A 17,888-nucleotide genomic window follows, 5' to 3' on the forward strand; every position below is an offset into this window, starting at 1 on the left:
TACAACGCAAAAAAGCCAGCTCTTGCACAGAAGAACCGGCTTTTTTACTGCCTGAAAGCGCAACTTAGAAGTTCGGCGACAGCAGATATTTTGAATAGAAATCGTCAATGATTTTAACGGCCGAAGCAGCATCATCTACGAGTTGCACGAGTTGCATGTCCTCGGCTGATATGTTGTGCTCTTCGTGGAGCATCACCTTCTCAATCCATTCGAACATCCCTTTCCAGTAGGCGGTACCCACCAGCACAATAGGGAAACGCCCGATTTTTTTGGTTTGGATCAGCGTAATAGCTTCAAACAATTCGTCTAGTGTACCAAAGCCGCCGGGCATACCAATAAAGCCCTGCGCGTATTTCACAAACATTACCTTCCGCACAAAAAAGTAGTCGAAGTTGATGAGTTTGTCTGGGTCGATGTAGACGTTATTGAACTGCTCGAACGGCAATTCGATATTCAACCCAACAGAACGGCCACCTTCAGCGCGGGCGCCTTTGTTGCCAGCTTCCATGATGCCGGGGCCGCCGCCCGTAATCACGCCATAACCATGGCGCACCAGCTTAGCCGCAATTTCCTCGGCCATTTGGTAGTAAGGGTTGTCGGGCTTGGTGCGAGCCGAACCGAAAATAGACACGCATGGGCCAATTTTCGACATCTTTTCGAAGCCTTCCACGAACTCGGCCATCACCTTGAAGATCTGCCAGGAGTCGGCAATCTTGATTTCATTCCAGTCTTTGTCAACGAAAGCCCGCCGGATACGCTGTTCATCGTCTAGCTGCACCGTGCGCTGACCGTGAGTTTGCTCTCGGATGTCGCTAATGCTGGTGACCTTGTTGTTGTTGACATCCGGCTGCCGGATGGTTTGGCCGCTACCGGCATTGAGCGCTTCATCGGAAGCTTTGGTCCGACTGGTTTTTTTGAGCTTAGACATTCTGTTTGCTTACTGATTGACAAGCCCGTAGGGGGACCAGCTTGCCAGGAAATGGGGAATTTGAAAAAGAGAAAGCCGCCCTACACAACGAGAGCGGCCAAAAGTACGGACGCGCAAATTAACAATTTGTTAACATTGAATGGCCAAATAGTTGCGATACTCGGCAGTGTCTGTCGAACCAGCAGCTACTCAACGCACTATCTTTTGCGAGGCAGTTTTATTTGCTTCGAATAGCAATAACCGGATCCAGGTTGGCGGCCATTACAGCCGGAACAATCCCAGCCAGCACCCCAATCACCACTGATACGGTGAGGCCCAATGTGATGTTGGCAGCGGAAAGCGTGAGCGGTAACGAGTCTTGGGGCACTAGCGTGATCAGCCACACCAGAAAAATGCCCGCAGCCCCTCCTATCAAACACAGGAAAATAGCCTCAAACAAAAATTGAAATAGGATAAAGTAGTTTTTAGCGCCTAATGACTTCTGGATGCCAATGATGTTGGTGCGCTCTTTCACCGACACGAACATGATGTTGGCAATTCCGAATCCACCTACCAGCATCGCAAACGAGCCAATAACGCCGCCGGCAATGCCAATTACCGAGAAGAGCTTACCAACCATGTTGGCTATCATCTCGGGGCGGTTCAGGGCGAAGTTGTCTTCCTCGCGAGGCTTGAGCGTACGGATGTTGCGGATCAGGCCTTTCATCTCGTACTCCAAGTCCAGAAGGCCGGCATCTTCTTCGCGGCCCTTCACGGCTATAGTAGGCGTTACCCCGGTCAGGCCGTTGGTGCTCAACGCAAACATCTTAGTGAAAGCCTCAAACGGAATAACGCAGTTGGTATCGTTGCTGGGCGTGTCCAGAATCTTTTTGCCCTCTTTCTTGACGATCCCAACAATAGTGAAGGAAAGGCCGCGCACCTTGAATTCTTGGCCCAGCGCCGAGCCGTTAGGATACAGGTTGGCCGCAACATCAGCACCTACTATGGCGACGTTACGCGCCGCTTCCACTTCCTGCGTGGTGAAGTAGCGGCCTTCGGCAATAGGCAAATCCGAAACGCTGCGGTAGTCATAGCTGACGCCCATGAGTGCGCACCCCTGCATACTGTTGGAACCCACACGCAGCGTGTTGCCACCCGTGGCAGCATATATAGCCACGCCGCGCTGGTTATCAGAGAGGCTACGCTGCAAAAGCTGAAACTCCCGCACCGTAGGCGCAGGCCGCTGGAAATAGCGCCACCACGGATAGTCGGGTTGGTCGAAAGTCCAGGGCATTTTCATCACATAAATCACCTTATCGCCAACGAAGCTCATGCTTTGGCGCACGTTGGCTTCCAGCGAGTCGACGACGGTGAAAACGGCAATAATGGCGAAGATGCCCACCGTGACGCCAAGCAAGGAAAGCACTGTCCGCAGCAGATTTGATTTCAGCGCTTGCCACGCAAAGCGGAAGCTTTCCAAAGTCAGACGCAGAGCTTTCATAAGGTGCAGGAGAGGGATGATGAAACAGTGAGGAGGAATGTTCTAATGGTATAACAAACGGATTGATTGAAGGTCAAGCGCGTTGTGCACCCATCTCACTATTTCACCTTTTCGGGCGAAAAGTAACGATAAATCAAGCTACGTTGCGTACTTTCGCCGACTCAAATTTTCTTTAGCTTCCCCAGCTATTGCCTTTGCCTTTCCTGCCTATATGAAGCTCTCCGAGTTTAAGTTTGACTTGCCTGAAGCCCTGGTGGCGCAACACCCGGCTAAAAACCGCGACGAATCGCGCCTCATGGTACTGCACCGCGACAGCGGCAAGATCGAGCACCGCACGTTCAAAGATATAATCGAGTACTTCGGTGAGGGCGACGTCTTTGTGGTCAACGACACCAAGGTGTTTCCTGCTCGCCTGTATGGCAACAAAGAAAAGACCGGCGCCAAGATCGAAGTGTTTTTGCTCCGTGAACTCAACAAAGAGATTCACCTCTGGGACGTATTAGTGGATCCGGCCCGCAAAATTCGGGTAGGCAACAAGCTGTACTTTGACGACGAAGGCGAAGTAGTAGCTGAAGTTATCGACAACACCACCTCCCGTGGCCGGACCATCAAGTTTCTGTTCGATGGCTCCGACGAAGAGTTCTACAAAGCACTGCACAACCTCGGCGAAACGCCACTCCCTCGCGAGTCTATCACCCGCGACGCTGAGCCAGCCGACAAAGAGCGTTATCAGACCATCTACGCCAAGCACACGGGGGCAGTAGCGGCGCCTTCGGCCGGTTTGCACTTCACCCGAGAGGTAATGAAGCGCCTCGAAATCAGAGGGGTAGAAATTACACCCGTTACGCTGCACGTAGGGCTAGGCACCTTCCGGACAGTGGACGTGGAAGATTTGACCAAGCACAAGATGGATTCCGAAAACTTCATTGTTCCGGCTTCTTCGGCACTGGTTGTGAACAAGGCCTTGGATGCCAAGAAGCGGGTATGCGCAGTAGGTACCACTTCTATGCGCGCCATGGAGTCGTCGGTATCAGCTAACTCGCGCTTGAAGGCCAACGAAGGGTGGACTGACCGGTTCATCTTCCCGCCCTACGATTTCAAAATAGCCAACACGCTGCTTACCAACTTCCACACGCCTGAAAGCACGCTCATGATGATGGCCGCTGCCTTTGCTGGCTACGACCTCCTTATTGAAGCCTACCAAACGGCTATTAAAGAGAAGTATAAGTTCTTCAGCTACGGCGACGCAATGCTCATTCTGTAAGGCAGAAGACAGCGTAACCTAGCACCCCAGAATATCAAAAGCCCTACTACCTTGCGGTGGCGGGGCTTTTTTGTTTGTGCCTGCATCTACACTATGACCGAATCAGAACTTTCCAACGCCGCAATGCCATTGGCTACCTCGGCAGCCATAGTGCCACGCGTTGCTATTATAGTAGCAGGGGGCAGCGGTACCCGTATGGGGGCCGACCGGCCCAAGCAGTTCCTGGCGTTGAATGGGGAGCCGGTGCTGCTACACACCTTGCGCCGGTTTGCTACCCCGGCCCTAGGCGTGACCACCCTGATAGTAGTATTGCCCCCAGATCAATTTGCTAGTTGGACCCAGCTGTGCGCCACGCACCAAGTACAGATTCCGCACGTGGTGGTGGCGGGTGGCGCTTCGCGGTGGGCTTCCGTACGCAATGGCCTTGCCGAACTAGCGGGGCATTCAACGGGTGTAGTAGCGGTGCATGATGGGGTGCGGCCCCTAACTCCCCTATCCGTTATTGAAAATACGTATGCCGCCGCCTTAGAGCACGGCGCAGCCATAGCCGCAGTGCCTCCCAAAGACTCGGTGCGGGGGCTGAGTCAACAAGGCTCCTATGCCCTAGACCGGTCCCGGCTACGCCTCGTGCAAACCCCCCAGTGCTTTGATTTAGAGCTACTACGGCGCGCCTATAACCTGCCTGAACTATCTACCTTCACCGACGATGCCAGTGTGGTGGAAGACTTACATCCTATCCGGCTAGTGGCGGGCGACTACTGCAACCTAAAAATCACGACTCCGGAAGACTTGCTGCTGGCTGAAGTGCTATTACGGCAGGAGGTTAAATTTTAACACGTTGCGACGTTCCTAGCCGCCAGTAAGAATCAATGGGCAGGACATAGTCTAGAGGCCAGTTCCATACGGAACTGGCCTTCTGTTATTCCTGAGCTACTCTCTAGCGCTTGAGCGGATACTTGAGCTCATGTACTACACGGCCAATAAGCACACTGCCAGTACATGGCTCCGCTGAATACAGTAGTTGCGCTGTTGCACTGGCTTGTTTCAGCTCAGGAACCGATGAGCGAGTACCTCCACGCAGAAGACAAGTGTCGCATTTTGGGAGATGCCTATCTGCCTCTACCCCAACCGCTAGCTAAGCTTGCCGTATAGCTTGACACATCCCTCGCTTTTCCTGTACATAACTCCGAAGTCATGCGCCTTTTTCAACTCTGTGCCTTACTTATCCTTCCCTGGCTTGCAGCCTGCTCGGGAGGAGAAAGCAACAAAGACCCTGTGGCAGAAGCCAAGTTCCAAAACGAAAAGCGCATCGGCGACGAGGCAGTGACTGAAAAGCAGGAGCGCGATGCTGAGTTCATGGTTACGGCAGCAAGCAGCAGCATGACTAATCTGGAAATCAGCCAGATTGCCCAGCGCAAGGCTACCTCTCCCGATGTGAAGTATCTCGCCCAAATGATAGTTGGCGAACACGGCAATATGCAGGCCGACTTGAAGTCACTGGCGCAGAAGAAAAGCATTGTACTGCCCACCAACCTCGGCGAAAACCAAGCAAAGATTGTTGGCGAACTGACTGCTCTCAATGGCGCAGGATTCGACCGCAAGTACCTTGACTTACTGGAAGACATCCACAAGAACAGCGTTGACGAGTTCGACGACCTAAGCGAGGATGCTTACGACGGTGATATTCGAGCTTTTGCCGCTAAGTATCTGCCAACACTCAAGAAGCACCGCGAGGCTGCCGAACAAGCCGCCGACAAACTCCCCAAATAATACCACTCCGTTTTCCTATCAACCACAAACCCTAATCCCTATGAAAACCCGCTTTCTTTCCCTCATTGCCCTCGCCACCGTTCTCTCCTTTAGCAGTTGCGGTAATACCGAACAACGGACCGACGGAACAGCTGGCGAAGCGGTGAGCGACATCGATAAAGCCGCTGAAGAAGGCGGAGTTGAGGCTGATGCCACGGTAATTGACAACGATGCCGGCCCAACAGTAACAGCTGATGCCGATTCAACCACGGCTACCGAATAATAGAGAACAAGCTCGTCTATAACCTAAGCTCGTCAAAAAGAGTACGTTGTACTTTAAACACCTCAACCGAACACGCTATGAAACGCTTTCTTTTTAGTGCCTCTTGTCTAGGGCTTCTCGCTCTAGGTTCATGTAGCCAATCCGCTGAAACCACTGCCGCCGAGGGCGATACCGCTACTGGCAGTGCTCCTACCAACACTGAAGCCGGTACCATGGATTCCACTGGCATGAGCGGCGACACCGCCTCAGCCAACGCAACGGGCGGTGGTGCTATGGCGGACCCTAACGGTCCTACTGCACCCCACAGCGATGACCCTACCTTCATGATGTCGGCGGCACACAGCGACCAAAACGAGATTCAGCTCAGCAAGCTTGCGCTGAAAAAGGGCGCTACCGGTATGGCACAGCAGCACGCCAACATGATGATCACCGACCACACCAAGTCGACAGCTGACTTGAAAGCTATTGCGCAGAAGAAAAGCGTGACGCTTCCTACCGATATGGATGCCGAGCACAAAGCCATAGCTGCAGAGATGGAAAAGCTTTCGGGCAAGGAATTGGAGAAGAAGTTCATGGATCAGATGGTAGTTGATCATCAGAAGACGATGAACACGATGGCTGCTCATCAAAAGATGACCAAGGACACGGATCTGCAGACCTTCATTACCAAGACCACTCCCGTAATCGAGAAGCACCTGAACATGTCGAAAGAGCATGCCGGCATGATGTAAAATAGACGCTAGCTTCCGCTAGTTCTGAAAGCCGTTGCCTCATCGGGCAGCGGCTTTTTTTATTTACTCCCTCACAATTTGTCTTGTCATGAGGGGCGCATTGTCTCTCTTGTTGCTTTAAAATTATCCTCCTGTGGAAGGCATGACGCAACCGCTACGGTTGGACTCAGCATTGCTAACACCGTCTGTGAGGCGGAGTAAAGCTCGATTTGAGCGTTATCGAACTACTTGCTACTGGTTGAGTATAAGGCAACGGATTGCTACCTCCTCTCTCTAGGGATGTATAGCCAAGTGGCTAGTGCTATTCCTGCCTAGCTTTCTTACAATCACTTTGCCTGACTTCTTGACTTATGAAAAATTCATTCAACCACCTAGCTGTTGCATTGCTACTTGCCGGTGGCATAGTAGGTAGCACGCTGCCTGTGCAAGCCCAAACCAAGCAAGCTGAAAAGATCAACAAAAAGCGTAGTAAGGCACTGGCCTCCAATTCAACCTATACCAAAGAGCAACTCAAGTACGATTCAGAGTTTACGGTAGCGGCAGCTAGCGCCAACATGCTGGAAGTGTCGCTCGGTAAGCTAGCCCAGCAGAAAGCAATTTTGCAGGAAGTCAAGGACTGGGGCAAAACCATGGACCAAGAGCACAGCGAAGCAGGTACGAAGCTAGAAGCCATTGCCTCACGTAGCAACATTGCGCTGCCAACCATGATGAGCACAGAAGACCGTAGCATCTACGACGATGTAGATGACCGCAAGTATTTGGGCTTCGACAAGAAGTACTTGCGGGATTTGAAAGACCTGCACGAGCGCACCGTGAAGCGTTACGCCGAAGCGGCCACCAAGCTAGCTAATCCTGAACTGCTAGCCTACGTGACGGAAATGCTGCCCAAGCTTCGCGCCCACGAAAGCCAGACGAGCATTCTGTTCGACCGGGCCAATGCACTGAAATAACAGGTACTGTACTTCCTTGACACACAAAAGAGCTCTAGCGGGTGCTAAGGCTCCTCGTGTTTGCGTCCTGAACAATTACCGCAGGCACTCTGCAGCTTACTAGCATGCTGCCTGACAATTCTATACGTACGACAGCGCCTGCTCTCCCATAGGAGAGCAGGCGCTGTCATTAATGGGTACGGTTATTATGTGCTGCTTACGCTTCCATGTATTTGCTGGTGCGCAGTTCCTCGGCCAGGAAACGGCTGGTGTGCCCTTTGCCTGATTTGGCTACCTGCTCCGGCGTGCCTTGCGCTACAATAGTACCGCCCGCTGCGCCCCCTTCAGGCCCAATATCAATCACGTGGTCCGCTACCTTAATTAGGTCGAGGTTGTGCTCGATGATGAGGACGGTGTTGCCTTTATCGGCCAGCTTCTGCAGCACATCAGCCAGGTGGCTGATATCCTCGAAGTGCAGACCGGTGGTGGGCTCGTCTAGGATATAGAACGTCTTGCCGGTGTCCTTTTTGCTGAGCTCGGTAGCCAGTTTCACGCGTTGGGCTTCCCCACCGGAAAGCGTAGTGGCTTGCTGCCCGAGCGTGAGGTAGCCCAAGCCTACCTCGTTCAGGGTCTGAATCTTGCGCAGAATACGGGGCTGAAACTCGAAGAAGTCCACTGCTTTTTCCACAGTCATGTCCAGCACGTCGGTGATGGACTTGCCTTTGAAGCGTACTTCCAGCGTTTCGCGGTTATAGCGGCGGCCTTTGCAAGTTTCGCAGGGCACGTGCACATCGGGCAGGAAATTCATTTCAATGGTCCGGATGCCGGCTCCCTCGCAGGTTTCGCAGCGTCCACCTTTCACATTGAATGAGAAGCGCCCTGGTCCGTAACCCCGGATTTTAGCTTCTGGCAACGACGAGAACAACTGCCGAATCTCGGTGAACACGCCAGTGTACGTCGCCGGATTCGAGCGAGGCGTACGCCCAATCGGTGACTGATCGACCTCAATCACCTTATCAATCAGGTCCAGACCTTCTATGCTGCCGTAAGGCAGGGGCTCGCGCTTGGCGTTGAAGAAGTGCTGGTTGAGGATGGGGTACAGCGTATCGTGAATGAGCGACGACTTGCCCGAACCCGACACGCCTGTTACAGCTACTAGTTTGCCGAGCGGAAACTTAGCCGTTACGTTTTTGAGGTTGTGCCCTTTGGCTCCCTTCAAGACCAAGTCTTTCCCTTCCCCAGTCCGCTTTTTCTTGCGCAGCTCGATGTGTTTTTGGCCGCTTAGGTATTGCGAAGTGAGGCTACCCGAGTTGAAAATCTCCTGCGGAGTGCCCGACGCTACAATGTGGCCGCCGTGGATACCTGCCCCCGGACCGATATCCAGCACGTAGTCGGCGTGCATAATCATATCCTTGTCGTGTTCCACCACAATCACCGAGTTGCCGATGTCGCGCAGGTGTTGCAAGGCTTTGATTAGGCGTTCGTTGTCGCGCTGGTGCAACCCAATACTGGGCTCGTCCATGATGTAGAGCACCCCTACCAGTTGGGTACCAATCTGGGTAGCTAGGCGGATACGCTGGCTTTCGCCGCCGCTCAGGGTCCGCACCGAGCGGTGCAGATTCAGGTAGTCGAGGCCTACTTCCAGCAGGAACCCAATGCGCTTGCGGATTTCCTTAAGCAACTCGCGCGCAATCAGGTTTTGCCGATCGGTCAGGCGCGTTTCCAAGCCCTCAAACCAGTCTGCTAGCTCGTTCAAGTCCATCACCGACAGCTCGCCGATGTGCTTGTCGTCCATCTTGAAGTGCAGGCTTTCCTTTTTGAGCCGGTAGCCATGACACTCCGGACAATCTTTGGCCTGGGTGTACTGCTGGATCCACTCCCGAATGTTTTCGGAATCAGATTCCATCTGGCGCCGCAGAAACGGAATGATACCTTCGAATGGCTCGGCGTAATTGGCCTTTTTGGGGTCGGCGTCTTCGTCTTCGGTGATGCCGTACAGCAGCCGCTCAATCAACTCCTCGGGCAGCTTTTCCAGTGCGGTACTTAAGCTGAACTTCTGCCGTTTCAGGATGGCGCTGAGCTGCTGAAAAATCCAGATGTCGCGGTACTCCCCAAGCGGCGCAATACCGCCGCGGCTGATGCTTAGCTTGCGGTCCGGCATCACCGATTCCTCGGTGATTTCCTGCACCTCACCCAAGCCGTTGCAGACAGGGCACGCGCCGTAGGGCGAGTTGAAGCTGAACGTGTTCGGCGCCGGATCGTCGTAGGCAATGCCCGTGACGGGGTCCATGAGGAACCGGGAGAAGAACTGCGTTTTTTTGGCCGCGCTTTTCTCGTCGGGGTCCAGCACTAACATGGTGCCTTTGCCGTGCGTTAAGGCGTTCTGCACCGAGCCAGAAAGACGGAACCGGTCCTCTTCCTTCACAACCAGCCGGTCAATCACGATTTCAATGTCGTGGATCTTGTAGCGGTCCACCTGCATCTTGGCCGTGATGTCGAGCAGTTCGCCATCTACCCGCACCTTGGTGAAGCCGAGCTTAGCAATTTGCTGGAATAGCTCACGGTAATGTCCCTTGCGGCCTTTCACCACGGGAGCCAACACCACCAACTTTTTGCCATCAAACTGCTGCAAGATGTAGTTGATGATTTGATCGTCGCTCTGCCGGATCATCTTGGCGCCCGTGGCATAGCTGAACGCCTCAGCCGTGCGGGCGTAGAGCAGGCGCAGAAAGTCGTATATCTCGGTAATGGTGCCCACCGTGGAGCGCGGATTGCGCGAAGTGGTTTTCTGCTCGATGCTGATAACCGGCGACAAGCCCTCTATCTTATCTACGTCGGGCCGCTCCAAGCCTCCCATGAAGCTCCGCGCGTAAGCCGAGAAGGTTTCCATGTAGCGGCGCTGCCCTTCGGCGTAAATCGTGTCGAAAGCCAACGAGGACTTACCCGAACCCGAAATACCCGTGAACACCACCAATCGGCCACGCGGAATCTGCACCGACACGTTCTTCAGGTTGTGTTCCCGCGCGCCGTATACTTCAATGAAAGGCGCCTCGGTATCGGCAGCGTGGCCGTTGAGCGGACTGGCAACCAACGGCGGCTGAACCGGAGTAGGCTCTGCAACCAATTCGGCTACTACCACTGGGGCCTCTTTGAGGGCCACGGCAGCTTTCGGGGCCTTAGGTGTTTTGGGAGCTTTAGGCGATGCAGCAGAAGATGCTGCGGTTGATTTTTTGGCCATGCACTAGCGAAGCGAATAAGTCTGCAAAGGTACGCAAAACCCGACCTTCTGACTACTCGGAATAGCTTATTTGCCAAGCGTTTTGGCAGGTATAAACAAGAGCACTCAGCCGACGATACGCGCGGATAGACTGCCTACAACAACGATGGTAGCCTAAAAGTCCCGCTACAGCTGAAGTTCTAACTCCAGCCTTGATTCTGTGTGGTTTAGGAAGTGCTCTTTCCTATAAATGGCGCTGTTATTGCCTATGGCAAGCTGTTCTTCATTTTTCTATTTCAACCATGAAACTGATGCTAAAATCGGGCCTCGTGGCACTACTGGTCTTGCTACTGCACGCCAGTACCGCGCAGGCACAAGTTCGTGTAAACGTCAACGTGGGTTCTCCGGCTTGGGGCCCGGCCGTTGGGCCAGACGTAGCGTACTACTACATTCCGGAAATTGATGGCTATTACGACCTGTACACGCAGCAGTACGTGTACCTAGACCGTGGCTACTGGGTTAGCTCGCCATACCTCCCTTCTCCCTACGCTCACTACGACCCTCGCTTTTTCCACCCTGTAGTGATACACTACGCAGGCCGGCAGCCGTGGAACTCTATCCGCGACCACCGAGCCTATTGCAACCAACGTGGCTGGCAACCCGGCCGCTATTACGGAAACAACGGCTACTATGGGGGCGGGCGCGACTATGGCTACCGTACTCCAGCTCCTGGCTATCGGCCAGCGCCGGGCAATTACGGCAATGCCCCTTACAACAACCGCCCTTACGCACGCAGCAACGAGTACGACCAGCGCAACACCCGCGGCTATTACGACCGCCGGGACGAGCGTAGCAACCAGAACGCCCCCAACCGCCCCGACCGTGGGGTACAACAAGGCCGCGATGGAGACAGACAGCCAAATTATGGCGGTGGCCGAGGACCGAGCCGAGGCTGGTAAATGGTCTGCTAACCCAATACTTTCAAAAAGAGCGCCTTCATAGAAGGCGCTCTTTTTCATTAAGCGAGTTTGCATTGTATATGCTCATGATATTGCCGCGCTTGGATAGTTGCGCTACAGTTTGGCCTCTTTCTTGCCTTCGTCCTACCAACACCACACACTACCATTCTTTCTACCATGAAACTTATCCTCAAACTTGCCTTAGCGCTATTGCTTACAGGCATCTCTTTTTCAAGCCAAGCGCAAGGGCGCAGCCGAATAGCGCATCCATCTTGGGGTCCTGCTGTGCCGGCTGGTAAACAGTACTACTACATCCCCGAAGTGGGTGGCTATTATGACCTCAGCGCCCAGCGCTACGTGGTGCAGCGCGACAACCAATGGGTGCGCGTTTCCGATATTAGCGGCTACTCTCCCTCATCGTTTCACCCAGTCATTATCGACTATGTAGGCGCGCAGCCATGGGGCCAGATTGGTCAACACCGCACGCAATATCCTGCAAGCTTGCCTCCGGGCCAAGTGAAACGCTTAGAAAACGGGAAAGGCTTGCCGCCCGGCCAAGCCAAGAAGCTAAGAGCCGCTGCTCCGGGTGGGATATATGTAGTGGAAGGCAACAACAAAGGCAACAAGGGCCACGGGAAAGGCCACGGCAAACACTAACCGGGTTTCTTTCGCCTCTGATGCGCCGAGCTTCTTCGAGAAGCTCGGCGCTTTTTTTTGTAGTGACTCTACCCGACCCGGCACGCGAAATTCTCAATTATTGGCTTGCAATACTAGCTTGCGCAAGCACACACTGCCCATACAAGTGCAACGGTTGAGCTTGGGCCGGCCAGCTTTTTGGTCAGCACCTTCATCATACAATTGATGAAAATGGGTTCGAATCTTACTTGTACGTGAGCGAACCAAGTAACGAGAAGGCGCTTTGCTCAATGTTTCTTACTACCCGTGTTCCCATTGCCAAGCGCAATATCTGGTGCTTTATCAAAGACAGCTTAAAGATGAACGTTCTCCATTTGAGCCCGATGAGCCTCGAATCGAAAGCATTTACGAGGTTGGTTTTGACCACGAGAGGTTGCTGGAACTACTAGGCCCCGCACCAATTGTACAAGCAGCAAAGTAGTTGTAACCACCAACGAAGCTTTGGTGAACAGTTGGTACCGCACCGAGTGCTAGGTCTATGGCATCTCAACAGGCGCGGCCCGCCGGAGTAGTATATCGGCGTCAGTCATTAATTCACAAATAGTCTCTTCCGCATTGTACGGGCGGGGCTGTTTGTGGATTGGATAAGTAACTTATATCGACTTTTAGGGCTCAACAACCGCCAATCCTGTACTTTCGGGCAGACATACGCTCTACATTATATGGTATTCAGCAGTACTCTCTTTTTGTTTTATTTCCTGCCAGGCTTTCTGCTTCTTTACTTTCTTACCCCTAATAAGTTCAAGAATACAGTTGCTCTCATAGCGAGCATTGCCTTCTATGCTTGGGGTGGAATCAATTTCCTGGCACTGTTTGTGGCCTCTGTTGTAGTTAACTTTTTCTTGATTCGGCTTATGGACCGAGCCGAAGGTTGGCAAAAGCGGATTTACTTAACAATGAGCATTGTTATTAATGTGGCAATGCTTTTTTACTTCAAGTACGCCAACTTCTTTCTGGAAAACTTTAGTGCGGTAAAGACTTCTTTGGGTGGAACAGCGCTGACATGGGAGAAAGTGGTGCTACCAATTGGCATCTCTTTTTTCACCTTCGAAAAGCTCACGTATACCATTGATGTGTACCGGGGTGTAAACAAGCCGTTACGCAGCTTTTGGGATTTCATGCTCTACATCATGCTGTTCCCAAAGATGATTGCCGGTCCCATCGTACGCTTCCACGAAATAGCGGGCCAACTTACTGACCGCCGAGCCTTCGATACGGTCGACCACAAACTAGCGGGGTTATTCCGCTTTGGTATCGGCTTGTCAAAGAAAGTGCTTATTGCCAACGTGCTAGGCCAAGAAGCCGACCGTATTTTCGGCCTGAACCTAAACGATGTATCGGCACCATTGGCGTGGTTGGGCGCCTTGGCATACACTTTCCAGATATACTTCGACTTCTCAGGGTATTCTGATATGGCCATCGGACTAGCTCGAATTATGGGCTTTCAGTTTCCCGAGAATTTCAACAACCCGTATGTTTCGCGTAGCATTACTGAATTCTGGCAACGCTGGCATATCACGCTAGGACGCTGGATGCGTGACTATCTGTATATCCCTTTGGGAGGCAACCGGGTGAAGCCTAGCCGGCTTTACATTAATCTCTGGACCGTGTTCATTCTCTCAGGTTTCTGGCACGGGGCGGCTTGGAACTTTATTGCCTGGGGTGCTTTCCACGGTTTATTCTTGGTGCTCGACCGCCTATTTCTGCTGCGCATTTCCAAGCGCTTGGGCGTCCTCAGTATCATTCCCACCTTCTTGGTGACAGTGGTAGGCTGGGTGCTATTTCGAGCCGACAGCTTGTCCGGGGCGTTGGCTTACTTACAGCGAATGTTTAGTGGGAGTTCAGCTACCTCTTCCCCTTACTTCAGCAATGAGTTCTGGGTCACACTCGGCTTAGCTATTCTCTTTGCTTTTATGGCTGCTTTGCCACGCGTAGAACGTTGGGAAGTGAATATGCTGTCTGGCGAGAAGCTGAGCATACCTCGTGCAGTTGGCCTTACCCTAGCTACAACAGTGCTGCTTGTGCTCAGCGCTGGCGCTATAATTGGCAACTCGTTCAACCCATTTATTTATTTCAGATTCTAACTTATGCCGACTTATAATCTCGTTCTATTGAAACGCTTTCTATTCGGCATTCTTCTAGTAGTTCTAGTTTTACCCGCTATACAGACTAAATTTCCAATTTTTGAAATGGGCAGTTTAGGTGGGTATGCTGAACGTGCACCGCACCCCGAGTTCAATTACGCTGATATACTAAATAATAGTTATCAACCAGCATTAGAAAAATATGTTGAAGACCGAATAGGGTTTCGCGAAGCTTTAATTCGCTTACGAAATCAATTAGGCTACTCGTTATTCGGTGTAAGCAAGGCAAACGGTGTCCTTGTAGGTAAAGACAACATGCTATTTGAAGACGGCGGAATATATGGCTACTTAGGAAAGGATTTCAGAAGTGCTGATGTTGCCCGTATGAACGTACGAAAGTTCAAACTAGTACAGGATACACTGGCCAAGAGGGGTATACTATTAGTTTTTGCTATTGCGCCTGACAAAGCCAACTTCTTTTCTGAAAATATTCCTGATTATTATCGTAAACAACCTCGTTCCCAAACGAACTATAGTGTTTACGCTCAAGAGATGGAGCGCAAGGGAGTTAATATGGTTGATTTAGCAAAACTTTTCAAACAATGGAAAGACACAGCCCGTTACCCCTTGTTCCCACGCGGTGGAATTCATTGGAGCGGTTATGGGATTACGCTAGCGGCCGATACGCTCTTCCGCTATATAGAACAACGTGGCCATTTTGATTTGCCTAATTATTCTATTACAAGCCATACTGTTACGGATAAGCTTCGGGAATCCGACAACGACGTAGCAAAGTCTTTGAATTTAATTTGGGAGCCAACGCCATTTCAAATGGCTTATCCCGAAATCAAATTCGAGAAGCCAACTCCTACCCAGCAAAAGCCTAAGGCTATAGTTGTTGGGGACAGCTTTACGTGGGGATTTTTCAGCTTTTATCCTTTCATGTCAAATTTATTTGATTCAAAAATTCAATTCTGGTACTATAATACACAAGTCCAAATTGGTGGTCGAGATGATATGCCTCCCAGTCGAGAAGTGCGGCTTCTGAATTTTGAAGCAGAGGTACTGGCACAAGACGTAATTCTCATACTGTTCAATCAGCATAACATGGATTCTTTTGACCATGGCTTCTCTATAACGGCGTATGACTTATTTTTTCCTCTTACTGACGTTGATAAGAAAAATATTGAAAGTATTAAACAGAAGCTGAGTCAAGATCCTAAAGTGCAAGATAAAATATGGAAGCAAGCCAACACTACCAACCAAGATTATAATCAGTTACTCTACGGTATGGCTGTTGAAGAGTACGAACTGCATCGACAATAAACAGTGAATTGCCTTATTAATTCTTAATACACTAATTTCTTATTCTCGCTACTAGAATTAATAGCATAGGTTTATTTGCTGTCATACACTAGATGCATTGGATGCATTTAGTGTATTTTACGGCGGCCGTAGCACTAGCATTTACAAGCTTATATATGTCGGAACCAGTACACGAGACAAGGAATAAGCAGCGGTTACTCGGTGTCTTACTCTTTCTGCTACTGCTGCCTGCTATTCAAGCTGGGTTGAACATGAAAATCTTCCGGGCGCCGCCTCCCGGCTTCGAAGCCGACTTACCTCGCCCGGTGTTCAGCTGGGCGGGGCTGTGGAGCACTGAGTTTCAGCCCAAATTAGAAGCTTTTGCCACTCAGAAACTGGGATTCCGAAAGTGGTTGTTGCGGCCGCGTAATCAACTATCCTTTTCGCTATTTCGGGAGCCTCGCAATCAAATTATTCTTGGCAAGCAAGGAATGCTTTTCGAGAAAGAGCCGCTGCGAGCAGCTATGGGCCGCGACAAAGTGCTAGCCCCCGCCGAGGTGCAAGCCAGCGTGCAGCGCCTCCGGACGCTACAAGACACGCTGGCGCGCCGTGGCAAGCTCCTGCTGTTTGTGGTAGCGCCCAGCAAAGCAGCCTTGTATCCGGAAAACTGGCCCGACTCCTGCCAGTCCCAATGGAACCAGCCTAGCAATTATGAACGGCTTCGGCAGCCCATGCAGGCAGTAGGCCTCAACTTGCTCGACTTAAGTGCTTTGTTTCGCGCGTGGAAAGCCACCAGCCCGCATCCGTTATTTCCACAGGGGGGCATCCATTGGAGTGGCTACGGCCTGACTCGGGCGGCCGACACCTTGCGTCAGTACTTCCATGCGCACAGTCATTTTCAGCTACCGGCAGTGCGGCAGACGGGGTTGGTGGTAGGTGCCCCACCCCGCTACACCGACGATGATTTGCTGAAAGTACTGAACCTGTATGTTGACCCTTCCCCCAATCCGCCGCTTGCTTACCCTGAGTTGGCTTTCGAGGCGCCCAACCCGGGTAGCCCACGCCCGCGGGTGCTGCTGGTAGCCGACAGCTTCGGTTGGGGCTTGGTGGAGTTCTACCCCTACTTCGATAACTGGTTTGCGCCTGGTTCCCAATACTGGTATTACAACAACGAGGTAGTCTGGCCAAAAGTAAATGGAGCAGTGGAAGGCCCCGTCGCCGTTGCCGACCGTGACATGCGCGTTGAATTGGCCACGCATGATGTGGTGCTACTGCTTTTCGGCGAGCAAACACTAGGAGAAGTTGACTGCGGATTTAGCGAAGCCGCTCTCCGAACATTCCAGCAACAGGCCAACTAGAGGCTTGCGTCGCTTACGTACTGGCAGCAAGGAGTCTTTAACAGGTATGTGAGCCTCATTAGACAACTAGTTGAGGACCAACAATCGTATCAGGAGTGTACCCAACCTCACGACCATGCCCGCCTCTTACCAACCCATCAGCTGCTCCTTCTATGACGAGCTAGAAGCCCGTGCCACCACCAGCCAGACGTGTACCCTCACGTACCGCACCGAACCAGATACCCCGCCCAGCACCTACCAAGGCACTATTCAGGACCTCTTCATTAAGGACAAAGTGGAGTACCTGCGGCTCGCCGACGGCTTCGAGCTGCGGCTAGATGCGCTAGTGGCCGTGGATGACAAAGAGTTGCGTAACTATTGCTAGAAAGTCACATCTTGACGAATATGAAGTATTTGCTCTGTTTGTGGGTAGCGCTTACCGCTTGTTCAGCTCCAGCCCGAGACATTAAAGGGTATAAGTATCGCCTATCAGTAACTACGAGCAACTTTAAACTCGCGTCTTACCGCGACACAGTGAAACTTGTCATGTCGGTGGACGCTGCCAATAGTGATAGACTCACTTCTTACACTTGGGTAGCGCCTTACAGTGTAGAAAATTCTGATGGCTTGCAAAACAGTGCTGGAATTTTAGCTGCAAGTGCCGCAGACAGTGTGTTTTACTACGTCCAGCAAATATTCTCTCAAATACCTATTACTTCTGGCAACACTCTCATTCCCTCTATAACGGATGGGCCTGAAACCAAAATAGATGTAGTTACCGAAGCTGACTCTCATGCTACCATTACTTTCTCTAATGCTGCTATACCGTCAGCCTACTATAAACTTTTAAGATTAATGGAACGCCAGCCTATCGAAGGTCAATAAACCAAAAATGTCCGCCTGAAGTGGGCGGACATTTCTGGTTA

Annotated in this window: 16 protein-coding genes; 13 read left to right on the forward strand and 3 right to left on the reverse strand. The window is 51.8% G+C overall.

Translation table 11 applies throughout. The annotated features are described in order from the left end of the window. Nucleotides 1–64 precede the first annotated feature (64 nt). A complete protein-coding gene (locus MTX78_RS21400; protein ID WP_243798183.1) occupies nt 65–928 on the reverse strand; it encodes an LOG family protein in 864 nt (287 codons plus the stop codon). 217 nt (nt 929–1,145) lie between these two features. Continuing rightward, on the reverse strand, nt 1,146–2,408 hold the full coding sequence (locus MTX78_RS21405; protein WP_243798184.1) for an ABC transporter permease: 1,263 nt from the start codon (nt 2,406–2,408) through the stop codon (nt 1,146–1,148). 211 nt (nt 2,409–2,619) lie between these two features. On the opposite strand from MTX78_RS21405, the gene queA reads away from it, so the two are divergent. The 6 genes from queA (at nt 2,620) to MTX78_RS21435 (ending at nt 7,385) form a co-directional block, all read left to right on the forward strand. Next, complete coding sequence (gene queA, locus MTX78_RS21410; protein WP_243798186.1) at nt 2,620–3,672, forward strand: tRNA preQ1(34) S-adenosylmethionine ribosyltransferase-isomerase QueA; 1,053 nt, start codon at nt 2,620–2,622, stop codon at nt 3,670–3,672. A 93-nt stretch (nt 3,673–3,765) separates the two neighbouring features. Then, nucleotides 3,766–4,506, forward strand: a complete 741-nt coding sequence (locus MTX78_RS21415) for a 2-C-methyl-D-erythritol 4-phosphate cytidylyltransferase (RefSeq protein ID WP_243798188.1) — start codon at nt 3,766–3,768, stop codon at nt 4,504–4,506. 360 nt (nt 4,507–4,866) lie between these two features. Then, nucleotides 4,867–5,442, forward strand: coding sequence for a DUF4142 domain-containing protein (locus tag MTX78_RS21420; RefSeq protein WP_243798189.1), 576 nt, complete (start codon nt 4,867–4,869; stop codon nt 5,440–5,442). 40 nt (nt 5,443–5,482) lie between these two features. After that, a complete protein-coding gene (locus MTX78_RS21425; protein WP_243798191.1) occupies nt 5,483–5,704 on the forward strand; it encodes a hypothetical protein in 222 nt (73 codons plus the stop codon). A 77-nt stretch (nt 5,705–5,781) separates the two neighbouring features. Further along, a complete protein-coding gene (locus MTX78_RS21430; RefSeq protein ID WP_243798192.1) occupies nt 5,782–6,435 on the forward strand; it encodes a DUF4142 domain-containing protein in 654 nt (217 codons plus the stop codon). Nucleotides 6,436–6,785: 350 nt separating this feature from the next. Further along, nucleotides 6,786–7,385 carry a DUF4142 domain-containing protein gene (locus tag MTX78_RS21435; protein WP_243798194.1) on the forward strand — a complete coding sequence of 200 codons (600 nt, stop codon included), beginning with the start codon at nt 6,786–6,788 and terminating at the stop codon, nt 7,383–7,385. A 196-nt stretch (nt 7,386–7,581) separates the two neighbouring features. On the opposite strand, the gene uvrA is transcribed toward MTX78_RS21435, so the two are convergent. Then, nucleotides 7,582–10,602 (reverse strand): excinuclease ABC subunit UvrA, encoded by a 3,021-nt coding sequence (gene uvrA / locus MTX78_RS21440; RefSeq protein ID WP_243798195.1) that lies wholly within the window; start codon nt 10,600–10,602, stop codon nt 7,582–7,584. Between the two features lie 281 nt (nt 10,603–10,883). Here uvrA and MTX78_RS21445 point away from each other — a divergent pair, with 281 nt between their 5' ends. From MTX78_RS21445 to MTX78_RS21475, 7 genes are all read left to right on the forward strand, one after another. Continuing rightward, on the forward strand, nt 10,884–11,540 hold the full coding sequence (locus MTX78_RS21445) for a hypothetical protein (protein WP_243798197.1): 657 nt from the start codon (nt 10,884–10,886) through the stop codon (nt 11,538–11,540). A 177-nt stretch (nt 11,541–11,717) separates the two neighbouring features. Continuing rightward, on the forward strand, nt 11,718–12,197 hold the full coding sequence (locus MTX78_RS21450) for a hypothetical protein (RefSeq protein WP_243798198.1): 480 nt from the start codon (nt 11,718–11,720) through the stop codon (nt 12,195–12,197). 701 nt (nt 12,198–12,898) lie between these two features. After that, nucleotides 12,899–14,320: an MBOAT family O-acyltransferase gene (locus MTX78_RS21455; RefSeq protein WP_394805598.1), complete on the forward strand. Its 1,422-nt coding sequence runs from the start codon at nt 12,899–12,901 to the stop codon at nt 14,318–14,320. 27 nt (nt 14,321–14,347) lie between these two features. Beyond that, nucleotides 14,348–15,646 (forward strand): alginate O-acetyltransferase AlgX-related protein, encoded by a 1,299-nt coding sequence (locus MTX78_RS21460; RefSeq protein ID WP_243798201.1) that lies wholly within the window; start codon nt 14,348–14,350, stop codon nt 15,644–15,646. A 251-nt stretch (nt 15,647–15,897) separates the two neighbouring features. Beyond that, nucleotides 15,898–16,983 carry an alginate O-acetyltransferase AlgX-related protein gene (locus MTX78_RS21465; protein WP_243798203.1) on the forward strand — a complete coding sequence of 362 codons (1,086 nt, stop codon included), beginning with the start codon at nt 15,898–15,900 and terminating at the stop codon, nt 16,981–16,983. A gap of 115 nt (nt 16,984–17,098) precedes the next feature. Next, nucleotides 17,099–17,347 carry a hypothetical protein gene (locus tag MTX78_RS21470; protein WP_243798205.1) on the forward strand — a complete coding sequence of 83 codons (249 nt, stop codon included), beginning with the start codon at nt 17,099–17,101 and terminating at the stop codon, nt 17,345–17,347. A gap of 20 nt (nt 17,348–17,367) precedes the next feature. Next, a complete protein-coding gene (locus MTX78_RS21475; RefSeq protein WP_243798206.1) occupies nt 17,368–17,847 on the forward strand; it encodes a hypothetical protein in 480 nt (159 codons plus the stop codon). The last annotated feature ends 41 nt before the right edge of the window (nt 17,848–17,888 follow it).

The sequence above is a fragment of the Hymenobacter tibetensis genome (assembly GCF_022827545.1).
GTDB lineage: Bacteria > Bacteroidota > Bacteroidia > Cytophagales > Hymenobacteraceae > Hymenobacter > Hymenobacter tibetensis.

Excerpts from the sequence above, each read along its gene's own strand:
- MTX78_RS21465 (WP_243798203.1), top strand. The coding sequence starts at position 15,898 with ATGAAAATCTTCCGGGCGCCGCCTCCCGGCTTCGAAGCCGACTTACCT.
- MTX78_RS21445 (WP_243798197.1), top strand. The coding sequence starts at position 10,884 with ATGAAACTGATGCTAAAATCGGGCCTCGTGGCACTACTGGTCTTGCTA.
- MTX78_RS21425 (WP_243798191.1), top strand. The coding sequence starts at position 5,483 with ATGAAAACCCGCTTTCTTTCCCTCATTGCCCTCGCCACCGTTCTCTCC.
- MTX78_RS21470 (WP_243798205.1), top strand. The coding sequence starts at position 17,099 with ATGCCCGCCTCTTACCAACCCATCAGCTGCTCCTTCTATGACGAGCTA.
- MTX78_RS21435 (WP_243798194.1), top strand. The coding sequence starts at position 6,786 with ATGAAAAATTCATTCAACCACCTAGCTGTTGCATTGCTACTTGCCGGT.
- uvrA (WP_243798195.1), bottom strand. The coding sequence starts at position 10,602 with ATGGCCAAAAAATCAACCGCAGCATCTTCTGCTGCATCGCCTAAAGCT.
- MTX78_RS21430 (WP_243798192.1), top strand. The coding sequence starts at position 5,782 with ATGAAACGCTTTCTTTTTAGTGCCTCTTGTCTAGGGCTTCTCGCTCTA.
- MTX78_RS21400 (WP_243798183.1), bottom strand. The coding sequence starts at position 928 with ATGTCTAAGCTCAAAAAAACCAGTCGGACCAAAGCTTCCGATGAAGCG.
- MTX78_RS21415 (WP_243798188.1), top strand. The coding sequence starts at position 3,766 with ATGACCGAATCAGAACTTTCCAACGCCGCAATGCCATTGGCTACCTCG.
- MTX78_RS21455 (WP_394805598.1), top strand. The coding sequence starts at position 12,899 with ATGGTATTCAGCAGTACTCTCTTTTTGTTTTATTTCCTGCCAGGCTTT.
- queA (WP_243798186.1), top strand. The coding sequence starts at position 2,620 with ATGAAGCTCTCCGAGTTTAAGTTTGACTTGCCTGAAGCCCTGGTGGCG.
- MTX78_RS21420 (WP_243798189.1), top strand. The coding sequence starts at position 4,867 with ATGCGCCTTTTTCAACTCTGTGCCTTACTTATCCTTCCCTGGCTTGCA.
- MTX78_RS21450 (WP_243798198.1), top strand. The coding sequence starts at position 11,718 with ATGAAACTTATCCTCAAACTTGCCTTAGCGCTATTGCTTACAGGCATC.
- MTX78_RS21475 (WP_243798206.1), top strand. The coding sequence starts at position 17,368 with ATGAAGTATTTGCTCTGTTTGTGGGTAGCGCTTACCGCTTGTTCAGCT.
- MTX78_RS21405 (WP_243798184.1), bottom strand. The coding sequence starts at position 2,408 with ATGAAAGCTCTGCGTCTGACTTTGGAAAGCTTCCGCTTTGCGTGGCAA.